Genomic DNA, 15,658 nt, shown 5'->3' on the forward strand with positions numbered 1-15,658 from the left:
GCCGCTCAGGGGATCTGTGCGTTGCGCGTGGCGGTCGGCACCGAGCCGCCAACGTTCGTCAGGATCGGATCGCGATCGTTGGCCGTGCCGGTGTACTTTACCTGGCCGTCCATCGTGCAGTCCTCGGTGTAATAACCGTTCACCGTGGCCGTGGGCACCGTACCGCCCACACGCGTCAGGATGGGATCGCGGTCGTTCGTGCCGCCGGTGTACTTGAGCTGGCTATCGCGAACAGCATCGCCCATCCAAAGGCAGTTGACACCACTGATGGTGGAGACGGCTGCCGCGAAACCACCGTTCAGGTTCACGCTGGCATTGGACAGGTCCTTCAGCGATGCGGTGGATGTCAGGGCCTGTGGGCTTTGGGTCATGATACCGAGGTGGTTGCGGTGGCGCAGCGCGATGTAATAATCGTCGGCGGGCAAGCTGAACTGCACATCGCTGGTGCCGTCGGTGGACACCACATTGCCGTTGCGCAGCAAGAGCGCGCTCTTGCTGGCAACGATCTGCGCGCTGTTGTTCTTGTTGCGCAATTCCACCACCACCCAGTCCACCACCGCGCTGTTGCCGGTGATGTTCAGCACCGCTTGCTGCACCGTTTCACCACCGCCGCCATTGGTATGCACATAGCCCAATGCGGTGTACGGCTCCGTCAATGGAACGAAACCGCCAGTGCGCAATGCGTCGTTCATCGTGCCTGCGACACTGTTGTAGGGTCCTTCCAGGAACGCCTTCAAGCGCACCCTCACCAACGGTGCCACGGCGAACGGATCGTAGCCATTGAGCGTGTTCACCGAATTCGACGGGTCGAGCCAATCGCGAAGACGCGTGCTCGCCGCTGTGCCGTCCCAGGCCGCGCTCAACTTCGCGAAGCCGCTGTACTGCGTGGTCGCTAGGGCGCATGTCGGTGGGAACGGATCGGCCACTTCGTGCAGGTTCCCCACCACGCGCTTGTTCTGATCGAACAAGGGCGCTCCACTGCCCACGGCTTCGATCATCCCGCTTTCCCAGAAGCACTTCCATGCCGGCGTAGGGATCAGGCTCGTGTAGCTCGTGGGGGCGTTATTGTCGAAGGTGATCTTCTTCACGTCGTACAATGGATGCAGTATTGCTGTGCCCTGCGTGGGCTGTGTGCCCGTGCGGTCCCAGCCGGCGTAGTAGGGGTTGTAGTTGGCCGGTGGTGCACTGCTCAGTTCCACCAGGCCGAAGTCATCGAAGTACTCATTGGCCCGCAACGTGGATCCACTGATGTTGGTGGTGGTGGGTCCGGTGCTGCCCACGCAGGTGGGGCTTTCGTAGTTGAAGTAGAACACCCACTGGTTCACGGTGGGCACGTAGCAGTGGTTGGCAAAGTAGAAGTACGGTGTGCCGTTCTGAAGGGTGTTGTTCATCAACGTGCCGCTGCAACCAGCACCATCGGGCCTCAGGAACATGGCCACTGCGCGCTTTTCAACCTGATAGTTACTGGCGACCGGGCAGATGGTGTTGTTGTGACAAGGGCTGCTCTGGTAACCGGGGTCGTAGTCGCGCAACAGGCCCTGCTCGCCGAAGTTGAAGATGTCGCGGTAGCCGTGGGTGATGCTGGCGATGCTCAGGGCCTGCGGCGCCGTGGCATTGGCGGGCACCTGCACTTCTATGATGATGGAATCACCGGGCACTACGGAAGTCGCCAAGCCTCCGTACGGCTGCTCGTTCGCTTCGGTGAACCCCCCGATGAAAAAGCTGCGGTCCTTGTTGTAGAGGTAAACGAACGCGCCGGGCGCGAGGTCGAACTGATCGAACTGAACGCTCAACATCACCGCACCCGGACTGTACACCGCCAGGCGGCAGCGCTGACGATCGTCAGGCAAAGCATCCCATTGGCCCTGCGCCAATACATCGACCATGGCGAAGCGCTGCACGCCGTACCTGACCTCTGTTCCGTTCTGCTGTTCCTGCGCGATCAGCGTCTGGCGGTCCAGCCCCGGAAGCTCCAGTTTGGGCAAAGCGTTCTGGTGACCTCCCGCTCCGCCCCAATTGTAGGGCTGGCCCCCGTGGGCGATCTGTGCCACGGATGGCGCAGCGAACAAGGTCGCAAGCAGTGGTAATACAAAGCGTGACATGAGGGATGGGTTAGGGAACGCGAATCTACCGGCTGCACCAAGGGCGATCAACGAGCCATCCCCATATACGCGGGTCCGGTCGCGGCGGATCAGCGGCCCGTGATGACGAAGGCCGTGCGCCGGTTCTGCGCGCGACCGGCCTCGGTTCCGTTGTCGGCCACGGGCTGGGTGGGGCCATAGCCCTTGGCTGAAAGCCGTGCTCCGCTGATGCCCCTGCTCTCGAGGTAGCTCTTCACGGTGAAAGCCCGGTCTTGACTGAGCGCCATGTTGTCGCCCATGCCGCCCACGTTGTCCGTATGCCCTTGGATCTCGATGCGCACCGATGGGTTCTCCTTCAGGAAAGTCGTCAGCTCATCCAGCACGAACTCGCTGGCTTTCTCGATCACGGCACTATTGGTGGCGTAATTGATGTCGTTCACCCGGTAGCTCTTGCCCACTTCGATCTTCTGTACGGTCATGTCCACCTCGGCCACGCCGCCCCGCGTCGTATCACTGGCACTGAAAGCACGGCTGTCGAACACGTGGTCGGGCTTCTTCACCGTCACCACCACATCGGCACCGGCTTTCAAGCGCACCACGGCCGCGTACTTGCCATCGGCTTCATCCACGCGCAGCACCTCGGTCTTGCGGGTGTCGAGGTACTTGATCTCCACGGTGGCGTCCTTCACGGGTTTGCCGCTCTCGTCCTTGATGTCGCCCTTCACCACCAGGATGTCATCGGGTCGGGCATCCTGCGGCATGTCGAAGGTGAAGACATCGAGGCCGCCCATGCCCTTGTGGCGATTGCTGGCGAAGTAGGCGAGCTTGCCATCGGCGCTCACGATGAGGCCGTGCTCATCCTCCGGGGTGTTGATCGGTGCTCCCAGGTTCTTCGGTTTCGTCCAACTTCCGTCGTCGTTCAGTTTGCTGAAGAAGATGTCGTAACCGCCTGCACCTCGATGGCCCTTGCTCGCGAAATAGAGCGTTCGGCTGTCGCTGTGCATGAAGGGTGCCTTGTCCGCACTATCGGTGTTGATGGGCGCCGGCAGCGCCACGGCCGTGCCCCACTTCCCGGCTTTGTCGCGCGTGCAGCTGTAGATGTCCATCCCTTTGCTCCCGTCCTTGGGCATGCGTGCGAAGTAGAGCGTGTTGCCGTCGGAGGTCAGGCTCGGTTGGCTTTCCCAACCATCGGTGTTCACGCCTTCACCGAGGTCCTCCAGCTCGCTCCACTCCCATTGTATGCCACCTGCATCGAGGTTGAACTTGGTGTCGTAGTGGCTGCGGAAAATGTCGCAGTTGCGGTAGCCCTTCACATCAGGCGGGCCGCACACCGTGACGAACATTTCCTTGTTGTTCACGCTGATCGTCACACCACCGTAACCGTCCCCCGTGTTGAAGGGCTCGGGCAGCGCGGCACCCGCATCGAAGCTGCTCTTCGTATCACCCCGCTTGCTCCAGGTCAGCTCCTCGACCTTCCGCGCAACGAAGTCGCCCTTGGCCTGCACACTGCGCACCCGGGTGAAGAAGATGAGCTCGTTGTCCGGCGAGAGGTTCGGCAGGTACTCGTCGTTGGCCGTTGAAACACCGGCCACCACTTTCGCCGGACCTGCGGTGGTGTTGCGGTTGAAGTCGGCGAGGAACTCGAGTTCGGGCATCACCTCTTCAACGTCCTTGTACTTCTTGTCCTGGTCCTTGCTGAACTTGCTCTGATCATCGCTCGGGAACCGTATGAAGGCATCGAAGCTCTTCTTCGCCTTGGCGTACTCACCGTTGCCGTAGTGGATGCTGCCCATGTAGTAGTCCACATCGGCATGGTACTCCGGGCACTTTGCCTTCAGTTGCTCGAAGTACTTCAGGCTCGCCTCGTAACTGACGTTGCTCTCCTTGGCACGCTTGTACGCGCTGATCCCGAGCTGGAACAAGCATTCTGCGCAGTTGGGATCCACCTCTTGCGTGGCTTTCAACTTCGCGTGGCGCTCGCCACCGTCCTTGGCCTTGGCGGCATCCTCCAACAGTTTCACGATCTTCTTGTCGGTGGGCTTGGCGCAAGGGTCGGTGGCGCCGCCTTGGTCTTCTTGCGCCAGTGCGCGATTGCCCCCAAGCACAACAAGCACCGCCATCACGACCTTGAGAATGCTGCAGCCCATCCTCTCGATTCCTCTCTTTCCCATTCCTGCCTCCTATTTCACCGTCGTGTTCGTTTCCTCGGCTTTCTTGATGATGGCGTCGCCCTGCTTCTGCGCTGCAACCACCAGGCCATCGGCTTTTTTGTCGGCCTCGGCCAGGTACTTCTGCTCCTGTTTGTCGGCTTCCTTCTTGGCGGCGTCCGCCGCAAGTTTCGCGGCCACCTTGGCCAAGGGGTTCGTGACTTTCGCCAGCTCGGCATCGGCGGCTTTGTAGGCGTCGGACTTCACCTTGGCGGCTTCCGTTCGTGCCTGGGCCTTCAATGCGTCGGCTTGTTTCTGTGCCTCGGCCACCAGCTTGGCGGCTTCTTCACGTGCTTTTGCGATGGCTTCTTCCTTCGCCTTGCCGATCTCCTCGTTCACGGTGTTCTTGATCTCCGTCACCACCGTCTCCTTCAGGTTGGTGCTGCCACCGGCGAAGACGGGCTTCACCACGGGCTTCATCACCGTGCCTGTGATCTTGCAGGTCATATCGAGCTCTTTGGGCACCTGCACGTTGGAGCCGATGGCACTGTTCAATTGGCCGAGCAATCCGCCGACCGCTTGAGCCGCTTGCGCGCCGAACATCTCGGTGGGCACCTTGGCGTCCATGTTGTAGTCGATGCTCTGATCGGCGAACGCCGTGCTTCCGCCCACCTTCGCTTGGATCTTGTCCAGCTTAACCGGGAACTTGTCGGTGATCATCTTCCCGTCCTTGAAGTGATAGCTGAAGTCGAGGTTGTCGATGACGGTGTTCTCGAGCTTCGTCAGTTTCAACGCACGGGCCAGGTCCACCAACGGCTGGAAGCCTTCGATCGCCACGGTCTTCGTTCGCAGTTTGCCATCGCCCGTGAGGCTCTCCATCACCGGCATCATGTCGGGGCCCAGTACGCCGGTCATGCGCAGGTCGGTGCTGAACTTGCCTGTGCACGTCTTCACGATTGGCGCCACCATCTCCACGGTCTCCACGTACTTCACCGTCTGCTCGATGTCCACGTCGTTCACGTCGTAGGTGAGGTCGAAGGTGGGCTTCTTCGGATCGGTGGTGACGTACGAACCGCTCATGCCGATGCCACCGCCGAGCGCGTTGAAGAAGACATCGCGCAGATCCACCCGGCTGTCGTGCACGTGCAGGTTGCCCTTTGCGTTGTCGAGGGTCATGTCATCGAAGAGCACTTGCTTGGCCGCTAGGCCCAGTTTGAAATCGATGTTCTTGGGGACTTCGATGATGGACATGCTTGACGTATCCGTGCTGACCCCCTCCTGGCCTCCCCCGGTGGGGGAGGATGCAACCGCTTCCTCGTCGCTCATGAACTCGTTCAGATCAAGCTTGTTGCTCGTCATGGTGAAGGCACCGACGATGGTGCTGTCCTTCAGCAACCACTCCAGGTAGTTGTCGAAGCGGCCTTGCGCTTTCACATCGCTTGCACCGATTGTGCCGTCGAACCCGTCCAGTGACAGGAACTTCGGACTGAACGTGAAGTACAGGCCCGTGATGCCGACCGTCGGCATGCTGTCCGCTTTGTACTCCATGCCCATGAGCTTGAGCGTGCCGGCCGCGTTGAACTTGTCGTACTGCTCTTCCTCGATGGCGCTCATCCGCCCCTTCAATTGCACATCGGCCACAAGACTGCCCTTCAGGTCCTCGCCCTTTTCCATGGGCACCACCTTCTTCACGCTGGTCAGGTCCACGTTCGCTTTCAGGTCGGCGTCCACATCGGGGTCGCTGATGGGGGTCTTCAGGAACATGCGCGCGTTGACCGGGTTGCCGGCCATGCGCATGGCGAAGCGGCTCAGGTCGATCGTCATGCCGTCAAGGTCCTTTCCCTCGGGGCTGATGATGGCGCACATCACCTGGATGTCGTCCACGCTCTCCGGCAAGCTGGGGTATTTGAAGCGTCCGTTCTCCACCCCGATGTTCACGCCGAAGCCGGGCATGGTGTTGTCGTTGAAGGTGCCCTTCACGAAGCCGTCGAACGCCGCCTTGCCGGTCATGTCAACTCCGTCCAGGTTGCTTGCGAATTCGGCCGGCACCAACGAAAGCAACGTGGCCAGGTCGTTCTTCTTCGTGTTCCACTTCAGGTCCATCACCATGTCGTCGCCAGGCATGCTCAGCCAGCCGTCGAAGCCGAGCACGAGCTGATTGATGGTCACTTCGTTCTCCTTGAAGGTGTACTTGCTCTGCGGCATGTCCATCTCCAGATCCGCCTTCATGTCGAGCTTCACGTTGCGCAAGTACTTCACCCCGTCGAACAACACGTTCACCGTATCGCTGTGCGTGGTGGTGTTCAGCACGAAGAGATCTTGCGTGAAGTCGCCATTACCGTTGTGGTCGAGCCCGAGCAGTTCCATGGTGTACGGCAGGCTCGCATCATCGTAGATCAGGCGTCCGTCGGTGATCCAATACTCCTGCAAGGCGATGTTGAAGGCCGTGGCCCCGGTATCGGCAGGTTCTGCAGCAGCTGAACTGTCCACCTTGGCAATGTCCCAGTTCGCTTTGCCGTCTTCCAGCACCTTCACGTGGATGTTGGGCCGCACCAGCCCGATCTTTTTGATCTCGATACGATCGCCGAAGAGGCTCATGAGCCCAACAGTGGTCTCAAGCGATCCGATGTCGGCCAGGCAAATGCCCTCGAAGGGTGCGTTGTTGCACACCTTGACGTTGGCCACGGTCACGTTCAGGTTGGGGAAGCTGCTCAACAACGTGATGTCCCATTCGCCCCAATCCACGGTGGCGTTCAGGTTCTTGTTCACTTCCTCCTTCACGCGCGCTTCGATCTTGTCCTTGAAGGCGATGGGGATGATGATGGCCGCCGCGATGAGCAGCACGAAGAGGATGAGGAGCGTGAGACCGATGCGTTTGAGCCACTTCATGGATGGGAAGGTGGAAAGGTGAAAGGGTGCGAAGGTGGTTTGGTGAGGGGGTGATCCGGTCCGAGGTTCTTTGTCACTTCGAGCGCAGTCGAGAAGGCAAAGGTGAAAACGCCTTCAGCGGCTTGATGGTGCGCTCGTCGAAAAGGTGAACAAGTACGGGGTGGATCGCGGTGCAGCCAAGACGCATGCCGAACAACGTCCGATCAGACCCTTGCCGCACGTTGCCGCAGCAAATGATCGGCGAGGACGAGACAGGTCATGGCTTCCACGAGGGGCACGGCACGCGGCACCACGCACGGGTCGTGACGGCCCTTGGCTTCCAGGGTCACGGCTTCGCCGGCACTGTTCACCGCGGCTTGGGCCTTGGAAATGGTGGCGGGGGGTTTGAAGGCCACATCGAAGTGGAGCTCATCGCCATCGCTGATGCCGCCCGCCAGACCGCCTTGCGACTGCTGGTTGTGCGTGCTTCCCCGCATGGCAGCCGCCCTGAAGCCGTTGCCGATCTGAAAACCTTTCGTGGCGTTGATGGACAGCATGGCCTTGGCCAGGTCGGCGTCGAGCTTGTCGAATACGGGCTCCCCCAGGCCAACGGGCAGACCACGCACCACGCACGAGACCACGCCACCGATGCTGTCGCCCTCGGCGCGCACCATCTCGATGACCTTGGCCATCAAACCTGAAGCGACGGGCTCGGGGCAGCGAACATCACTCTGCCAGGTTGCGCTCGGATCGGCCGGGCGCTTATCCATGATCACGTTGCCCACCTGGCTGACATAAGCCTGCACGATCACGCCTTCACGCACCAAGAGTTGGCGGGCAATGGCCCCGCCGACAACACAAGCAGCCGTGGTGCGTGCACTGCTACGCCCGCCGCCACGATGGTCGCGCAAGCCGTACTTCTCCTCCCAGGTCTTGTCGGCGTGCCCAGGCCGGTAAACGTCTTTCAGAGCATCGTAGTCGCTGCTGCGGGCATCGGCATTGCGGATCAAGAAGCCGATGGGCGTGCCAAGGGTCCGGCCATCGAACAGACCGCTCAGGAACTCCACTTGGTCCGCCTCATTGCGCGCAGTGCCCAATGGCGTGCTGCCGGGGCGCCTTCGGTCGAGTTCCAGCTGCACGGCTGCCATATCCACTGGCAATCCCGCAGGACAACCATCGAGCACACCACCAATGGCAGCGCCGTGGCTCTCGCCGAAGGTGGTCAACCGGAAGATCTGGCCGAAGGTGTTGCCGGGCATGCGGCGAAGGTGGTTGAAAGGCGGCACTTGTACCATCGGGCACGGCCACCAATGCTCACCGGAGAACGTTATCGTCCCTTGCGGAAACCGGACACCAGTACGTAAACAGCGATGGCCAAGCCGACCATGTACACGATGGCCAACGCCGGCTTCTCGAAGCGTAGTTCATCGGCGTGGAACTGGTCCAGCAATCCACCTCCGATGATGACCGCGATGATCAGCATGGGCAAGTTCAACGACTTCTTCTTCTCCGTGCTCGCGTTCATTGTCCCCTGGGTGAGGCCGCGAAGTTCAGCACGACGCAACTACCACTCGCTGGTCATGGCCGCATCCAGGCTCTTGATCACGCCGGTGAGGATGGCGTGCATCTTCTCGAAGTCCTCGCGTTCGTCGGTGGCGAGCTTGTCCTCCAGCGGGTACTTGCCCACGGCCACGTACTCCAGATCGGTGAGCTTGTAGCGGTAGCGCTTCTCCTTCAGGTCCACCGTCAGGTTGTACTCCACGAACTTGCGCTGTTTGCCGGGCAACGCCTCACGGTCGTGGATGGTGTACGTGTCGCCGTCCACGCCGAGCTTCACGTACTGGCTTTCCTGGGCGTTGTAATTCTGTTTGATCCACTTCTCCAGCTTGGTCCGCAGCTCTTCCTTGCTGAACGAGAGCGTATCGCTCGCCTTGGTGTACGCGTACTTGTGTGTGATGCTGTCGCGTGGGATGATCTCGCGCTTCTTCTGGGCTTGGGCCGAAGTGACCAGGGCGATGCACAGGAACCATAACAGGGCACGCATGAGGGTGTGGGGTTGGTTGCCCGAAAGTATGGCGGCGCGACCGCTATCCTTGCAACGGACATGTCGCGCCTGCTCATCAAGAACGCCAAGGCCCTGCTCGGCACCCACCCTGCCGGAGCACTGCGTGTTCACGGCGGCGACATGGCCACGCTGCCGCGCATCGAGGACGGCTGGCTGCTGGCGGAGAACGGCCGCATCACGGCGCTCGGCTCCATGGACACCTGGCCCGGCATCACCGATTGGAACGGCCTGGAGGTCATCGATGCAACGGGGCGTTTCGTGTTGCCGGGCTGGTGCGATCCGCACACGCACGCCGTGTTCGCCGCAACGCGCGAGGAGGAATGGGTGGACCGTCTGCGCGGGCTCACCTATCAGGAGATCGCGGCCAAAGGCGGCGGCATCCTGAACAGCGCGCGCAAACTGCGGGAGGCCAGCGAGGATGACCTCTTTGTCGCAGCCAAGGCACGCGTGGAAGAACTCATGCGGCTCGGCACGGTGGCCATCGAGATCAAAAGCGGTTACGGCCTTTCGTTGGAAGCCGAACTGAAGATGCTGCGCGTGGTGAAGCGGCTGAAGGAGGCGCTGCCCCTGCAGGTGAAAGCCACGTTGCTCGGCGCGCACGCATTGCCCACCGAATTCAAGGAGCACCGCTCAGCTTACCTGGACATGGTGGTGAACGAGCTCATCCCCGCCGCGGCCCGGGAAGGACTCGCCGATTTCGTGGATGTGTTCTGCGAAACGAACTACTTCACCGTGCCGGAGATGGTGCGCGTGCTGGAAGCCGGAGCCAAGCATGGCCTTCGCGGCAAAGTGCACGTCAACCAGTTCACTTCCATCGGCGCCATCGAAGCCGCCGTGGAGCACGACTGCCTAAGTGTTGATCACTTGGAAGTCATGAACGATGGGGATATCAAGTCTCTCTCTCCCCTCTCCACCGGAGAGGGGCCGGGGGTGAGGTCAAACTCGCCATTGCCCACACTCCTCCCCGGCTGCTCCTTCTTCCTCGGGATCCATTACGCTCCAGCCCGCCGCCTCATGCAGCAAGGTTGCGCCGTGGCCTTGGCTAGCGACTTCAACCCCGGCAGCACCCCTAATGGCAATATGAACCTGGTGCTGTCGCTGGCCTGCACACAGCTGAAGATGCTGCCGGAGGAAGCCATCAACGCCGCCACGCTCAACGCCGCAGCGGCCATGGACCTGTCGCACGAGGTGGGCAGCTTGAGCATCGGCAAGCGCGCCAGCTTCATCGTTACCACGCCGCTACATTCGCCGGCCGCGCTGCCCTACTATTTCGGCAGCGACAACATCGACACCGTCGTCATTGATGGAAGGATCATCCGGGCCGGAGAAGCAGTGGCCTGAACCCAACGACAAGGGGCTGCCCAGCCATCCGTTCCGCCCGCCGGGACTGGAGATGATGATGGGGCTGGGCTTGTTCTTCAGCGCCTTCATGGTGCAACAGATGGGCTTGCTCTGGGGCTTCTCCACGCACCCGCACGTGGAAGCGGCCAAAGCCGAGGCCCCGCTGGAAGACGTGATCGAGGCCTTGCAGCACCACGGCGATGTGGTCTCCTGGTCCGTCGGCTGGGGTGGCACCATCGGCACATTGACCATCCTGCTGTTCGTGGCGCTGTGGAAGAAGAAGCAATGGCGCTCCTTCCTTGCGTTGCGCACCCCACCGCTCAAGACAGCGCTGAAATGGATGGGGATCTTCCTCGCGTTCGCGCTGGTTATTGAGCTCGTGGTTTCGCAGTTCGAGGTGTTGCAGGACCCCTTCACGGCGGAAGTCGTCGGCACCGTCACCAAACCGTTCCTGTTCATCCTGTGCATGGGCATCATCGGCCCGCTCTTCGAGGAACTGGCGTTCCGTGGTCTGTTCTACGGAAGCCTGCGCTACCTCCTGGACAAGCATGTGGCCATCGCCATCGTCAGCGGTGTGTTCACCGTGCTGCACATGCAGTACTCGCTGGCCATCATGTTCACACAAGTGTTCCCCCTGGCCGTGCTGCTGGGCTATGTGCGCAGCGAGACCAACAGTCTTTGGCCGGGCCTGCTCATCCACATACTGGTGAACAGCAGTGCCCTCTTCATCGCGAGTGCCTGACCGGCACGTTCAACTCCTCACCTCCATGACCGCTCCCATCATCGAATGCGTGCCCAACATCAGCGAGGGCCGCGACCGCCAGAAGATCGACGCCATCGTTGCCGCAGCCGCCAGTGTGGACGGTGTGCGCGTGCTGGATGTCGATCCCGGCAAAGCCACCAACCGCACCGTCATCACGTTCGTGGGCGCGCCCGGGCCGGTTTGCGAAGCCGCCTTCCGCTTGGTGAAGAAAGCGCAGGAGCTCATCGACATGCGCAACCACACGGGCGAGCACCCGCGCTTCGGCGCCACCGATGTGTGCCCCTTGGTGCCCATCAGCGGCATCAGCATGGAGGAGGTGGTGCCCTACGCGAAGAAGCTCGGCGAACGCATCGGCAAGGAGCTCGGCATACCGGTATACAACTACGAGTTCGCGGCCAGCGAGGAGAAACGCCGCAACCTGGCCAACAACCGCGCAGGCGAGTACGAAGGACTTCCGAAGAAGCTGATGGACCCCGCGTGGAAACCTGACTTCGGTCCGGCCGAGTTCAACGAGAGCGTGGCGCGCAGTGGCGCCATTGCCGTGGGTGCCCGCAAGTTGCTGGTGGCCTACAACGTGAACCTTAACACCACGAGCACGCGCCGCGCCAACGCCATCGCCTTCGACATACGCGAGGCAGGTCGCAAGGTGAAGCAGGCCGATGGCAGCGAGCAGCAGGTGCCCGGCAAGCTGAAGAGCGTGAAAGGCATCGGCTGGTTCATTGAGGAGTACGGCATCGCACAGCTCTCGCTCAACCTCACCGACATCGACATCGCGCCCATGCACATCGCTTTCGATGAGGCTTGCAAGAGCGCACAGGAGCGCGGCATCCGTGTCACAGGCAGCGAGCTGGTGGGCCTGGTGCCGAAGAAGGCCCTGCTCGATGCGGCCGACTTCTACCTCGCACGCCAACAGCGCAGCCTCGGCATCAGCGAGCGCGAGAAGATCAAGATCGCGGTGAAGTCGATGGGCCTCGACGACCTGGCGCCGTTCGACCCGGAGAAACGCGTGATCGAATACCTGCTCGCCGACACCAAGGACGAACGCCTGGTTCGCATGGACCTCAAGCGCTTCAGCGAGGAAACGGCCGCCGAAAGCCCCGCCCCGGGCGGTGGCAGCGTTGCGGCCTACTGCGGTGCGCTCGGTGCCGCGCTGGGTACCATGGTGGCCAACCTCAGCGCGCACAAACGCGGCTGGGACGAGCGTTGGGAAGAATTCAGCCAGTGGGCGGTAAAAGGCGAAGCGCTGCGCCAACAACTCATCGCCCTAGTGGACGAGGACACGCGTGCGTTCGACGCCATCATAGCGGCGATGCAACTTCCGAAGGGCTCGCCTGAACAAGTGGAAGCCCGCAAAGCCGCCATCCGAGAGGCCACCAAGGGTGCCATCCTTACGCCGCTGCGCACGCTGGAGCTGTGCGTGGAGTGCATGACCGTTGCCAAAGCCATGGCCGATAGCGGCCTGAAGGCCAGCGTGAGCGACGCCGGTGTGGGTGCCCTCTGCGCGCGGGCCGGTGCGCTCGGTGCCTACCTCAACGTGCGCATCAACTGCGCAGGACTCGACGACGAAGCCTGGAAGAAGGACGTGCTGGCCAAAGCCGAAGCGTGGAAAAAGAAGGCCGAAGAGGAAGAGGCAGCGGTAATGGCCGTTGTGCTGGGGAAAGTCTGAGCCCGGGCAGCCCAACGGCATTTCCACCGTCACGTTGGGTGTGATCCCTTACGTTCACGTTCCCATGCGCTCCACGCTCTTCGTTCCGCTCGCTCTTGTCCTTCCCAACCTGCTGTGCGCACAACAGTGGTATTGCATGAACCCGACATACCCGAGCACACCGCCGAATGCCAGCGGCATGGTGGGGTTCGAGGCCGCAGGCAAGTTCTACTACGGCTTCGGTACGGATGACTTGGACCAGATCGACGGTAGCTGGGAAATCTATGACCCGGCCACGAACACGGCCTCGTGGTCCGGTGCACAAACCGCTGGGCGGTCGCAATGCGTTGCCTTCAGCGTGAACGGCTATGGCTATGTGGGCACCGGCAATGTCCAGGTGGGCGGACCCTTCGATCCCAGCTACGTGACCAGCTTCATCCAGCGGTACGACCATGTTGCCGGTCAGTTCACCTCGGGCTCGCACTTCGCCGGTGGGCCACGCCTCGATGCGGTGGCTTTTACCATCGGCAACCTGGTGTACATGGGCGGCGGCCTCGATGTGGACACAGCGCTCGGCACAACGCTCCCGGAGAACGACCTCTGGGTCTTCGACGCGGTTGCGGATACATGGACATCACGCGCCGACATGCCGACCAACCTCAACAAGGGCCTCTCCTTCGTCCTGAACGGGAAGGGCTACGTGATGCCCAACGGGAGCAATGCCCTCTGGGAGTACGACCCCGTTGCGAACGCATGGGCCACACGCGCCCCGTACCCGGGCACCGCGCTGAACGGCCGTTGTGCTTTCGCGCTCAACGGGCTGGGGCATGTGGGCACCGGCACAAGCGGTGGCAGCGATGCGCAGGCGTTCTTCACGTACGACCCCGTGAGCAACACATGGGCAAACGCGCCCAGCATGTGGGCATCAGGTGGTCGAACGGATGCCTTGACCTGCGTGATCGGCAACAGTGCTTATGTGCTGGGTGGCAAGCGCAACTCGAACACCATCCTCGGTGACCTCTGGCGCTTCGGGCCCGCCACCTCGCCGTTGCCCAATGCGTGGACCCAACGGCCCTTCATGCAGGCAGCCGCGCGCGAACTCCCCATTGCCTTCACCATTGGCGACAAGGGATACGTGGGTGGTGGCAGTGGACAGAACGGCAACCTCACCGACTTCTGGATGTACGATCCGGCAACACAAGCCTGGACCGCTCGTGCCAACATCCCGGCTGTTCAAGCCGATGAGGGATTCAGCATCGATGGCATCGGGTACGTGGTGACGGCCGCCGCTGCCAACAACTTCTTCGCCTACGATCCGGTGGCCAATGCCTGGAGCCCACGGGCCGACATGCCCGGCGGCGCCCGCAGCGCGGCATCCAGCTTCGCCATGGAGGGCAAGGGCTATGTGGGCGGCGGCGTGATCGGCGGAACGCGCACCAGCACGTTCTATTGCTACGATCCGCTGACGAACACCTGGACGCAACGGGCCGACATCCCGCTGGCACGGCGCAGTTCCACCGGATTCGCCATCGGCAACAAAGGGTACATCTGCGCGGGCAACTTCTCCGGTTCAAGCACCACGATCGGCACCACCTACCGTTACGACCCCGTGGCCGACTCGTGGACGGCCGTGGCTGCCTATCCGTTCAACGGTAACGGCAACCAGAACGGCATGTGCTTCACCATCGGCAACCGCGCCTACGTAGGTGGTGGCTTGGTGGGCGGACCCACGTTGAGCAGGCACTTCCACGCGTACGACGCACCCACCAACACCTGGACGCAAATGACCTTTTGCGGTGGCGGCTACCGCTACAACGGGGTCGGCTTCGGCATTGGCGACAAGGGTTACCTCTTCGGTGGGCGGCTCGAGCCGGACACCATTACGCCCTTCCTCAACAACGCCGAACGGAGCAACGACTTGTGGGAATACATCCCGGAGATCATCAGCGTATCGCCACGCGCATTCCTGGAAGGTCCGTTCGGTGCGCTTGCGGGCGTGATGCACGACAGCTTGCATGCGCAAGGACTCCTGACCGCACTGGATCCATACGGCGCGAACGGCTACCCCAACCCCGGCGGCACCTACACCGGCATGCCGACGCAAGTCCCGGCGAACACCGGCACCGATGCGATCGTCGATCGTGTGGTCGTGGAACTGCGCGATGCCGCGAACCCAACGATCGTGCGCGCCACGCGCCATGTGTGGCTGCAGCGCGATGGCGATGTGGTGGACATGGACGGCACATCGCCGGTGCGTTTCACTCTGCCGCCCGGCAACTACCATGTGGCCGTCCGCCATCGCAACCACCTGGGCGCAATGACCTTCACCGCACCAGCGCTCTCGGGAGCGCCGACCATGGTGGACTTCACCGACCCGGGCGTCGCGACCTACGGAACGGACGCTCGCAGGATCATCGGCCCGCACGCAGTGCTCTGGGCGGGGGATGTGACCTTCAACGGACAGTTGAAATATGCCGGGGCGAGCAACGACCGCGACCCGATTCTGGTGGGCGTGGGCGGCAACACACCGCTGAACGTGGTGCCCGGCCATTTTGCCGAGGATGTGAACATGGACGGGCTGTTGAAGTACGCCGGGGCGAACAACGATCGCGACCCCATCCTGCTGAACCTGCCGGGCAACGTGCCCACGGCGGTGCGCAACGCGCAACTGCCCTAGCGCAACCGCCAAAAGCAGCGAAGGGCCGCCGGAGATACCGGCGACCCTCGCTTTGCCCTAACGATCAGTTC

At 61.9% G+C, this 15,658-nt stretch carries 10 protein-coding genes; 4 read left to right on the forward strand and 6 right to left on the reverse strand.

The window, feature by feature from the left end:
- Positions 1 to 5: 5 nt before the first annotated feature.
- The 6 genes from IPJ76_05395 to IPJ76_05420 all read right to left on the reverse strand — a co-directional run bounded on the left by IPJ76_05395 (position 6) and on the right by IPJ76_05420 (position 9,140).
- Entirely contained in the window at positions 6 to 2,102 is a 2,097-nt protein-coding gene (locus IPJ76_05395; protein ID QQR87661.1) for a hypothetical protein, read from the reverse strand.
- Between the two features lie 89 nt (positions 2,103 to 2,191).
- The gene (locus IPJ76_05400; protein ID QQR87662.1) at positions 2,192 to 4,252 is read right to left on the reverse strand and encodes a PD40 domain-containing protein; all 2,061 of its coding nucleotides are present in this window, start codon (positions 4,250 to 4,252) and stop codon (positions 2,192 to 2,194) included.
- 9 nt (positions 4,253 to 4,261) lie between these two features.
- Complete coding sequence (locus IPJ76_05405; protein ID QQR87663.1) at positions 4,262 to 7,117, reverse strand: AsmA family protein; 2,856 nt, start codon at positions 7,115 to 7,117, stop codon at positions 4,262 to 4,264.
- 203 nt (positions 7,118 to 7,320) lie between these two features.
- Complete coding sequence (gene aroC, locus IPJ76_05410; protein QQR87664.1) at positions 7,321 to 8,355, reverse strand: chorismate synthase; 1,035 nt, start codon at positions 8,353 to 8,355, stop codon at positions 7,321 to 7,323.
- 68 nt (positions 8,356 to 8,423) lie between these two features.
- Positions 8,424 to 8,621, reverse strand: a complete 198-nt coding sequence (locus IPJ76_05415; GenBank protein ID QQR87665.1) for a hypothetical protein — start codon at positions 8,619 to 8,621, stop codon at positions 8,424 to 8,426.
- Between the two features lie 39 nt (positions 8,622 to 8,660).
- A complete protein-coding gene (locus IPJ76_05420; protein QQR87666.1) occupies positions 8,661 to 9,140 on the reverse strand; it encodes a hypothetical protein in 480 nt (159 codons plus the stop codon).
- A 60-nt stretch (positions 9,141 to 9,200) separates the two neighbouring features.
- Here IPJ76_05420 and IPJ76_05425 point away from each other — a divergent pair, with 60 nt between their 5' ends.
- From IPJ76_05425 to IPJ76_05440, 4 genes are all read left to right on the forward strand, one after another.
- Entirely contained in the window at positions 9,201 to 10,502 is a 1,302-nt protein-coding gene (locus tag IPJ76_05425) for an imidazolonepropionase (GenBank protein ID QQR87667.1), read from the forward strand.
- Entirely contained in the window at positions 10,465 to 11,244 is a 780-nt protein-coding gene (locus IPJ76_05430; protein QQR87668.1) for a CPBP family intramembrane metalloprotease, read from the forward strand. Before IPJ76_05425 ends, IPJ76_05430 begins: the two co-directional genes overlap by 38 nt.
- Positions 11,245 to 11,269: 25 nt before the next feature.
- A complete protein-coding gene (gene ftcD, locus IPJ76_05435) occupies positions 11,270 to 12,931 on the forward strand; it encodes a glutamate formimidoyltransferase (protein ID QQR87669.1) in 1,662 nt (553 codons plus the stop codon).
- Between the two features lie 64 nt (positions 12,932 to 12,995).
- Entirely contained in the window at positions 12,996 to 15,587 is a 2,592-nt protein-coding gene (locus tag IPJ76_05440; GenBank protein ID QQR87670.1) for a hypothetical protein, read from the forward strand.
- Positions 15,588 to 15,658 lie beyond the last annotated feature (71 nt).

It is taken from the genome of Flavobacteriales bacterium (assembly GCA_016699575.1).
Lineage (GTDB): Bacteria > Bacteroidota > Bacteroidia > Flavobacteriales_F > PHOS-HE28 > PHOS-HE28.

Bases quoted from the DNA above. Each gene is read 5' to 3' on its own strand.
- ftcD (QQR87669.1), top strand. From the start codon at position 11,270: ATGACCGCTCCCATCATCGAATGCGTGCCCAACATCAGCGAGGGCCGC.
- IPJ76_05425 (QQR87667.1), top strand. From the start codon at position 9,201: ATGTCGCGCCTGCTCATCAAGAACGCCAAGGCCCTGCTCGGCACCCAC.
- aroC (QQR87664.1), bottom strand. From the start codon at position 8,355: ATGCCCGGCAACACCTTCGGCCAGATCTTCCGGTTGACCACCTTCGGC.
- IPJ76_05420 (QQR87666.1), bottom strand. From the start codon at position 9,140: ATGCGTGCCCTGTTATGGTTCCTGTGCATCGCCCTGGTCACTTCGGCC.
- IPJ76_05395 (QQR87661.1), bottom strand. From the start codon at position 2,102: ATGTCACGCTTTGTATTACCACTGCTTGCGACCTTGTTCGCTGCGCCA.
- IPJ76_05440 (QQR87670.1), top strand. From the start codon at position 12,996: ATGCGCTCCACGCTCTTCGTTCCGCTCGCTCTTGTCCTTCCCAACCTG.
- IPJ76_05430 (QQR87668.1), top strand. From the start codon at position 10,465: ATGGAAGGATCATCCGGGCCGGAGAAGCAGTGGCCTGAACCCAACGAC.
- IPJ76_05415 (QQR87665.1), bottom strand. From the start codon at position 8,621: ATGAACGCGAGCACGGAGAAGAAGAAGTCGTTGAACTTGCCCATGCTG.
- IPJ76_05400 (QQR87662.1), bottom strand. From the start codon at position 4,252: ATGGGAAAGAGAGGAATCGAGAGGATGGGCTGCAGCATTCTCAAGGTC.
- IPJ76_05405 (QQR87663.1), bottom strand. From the start codon at position 7,117: ATGAAGTGGCTCAAACGCATCGGTCTCACGCTCCTCATCCTCTTCGTG.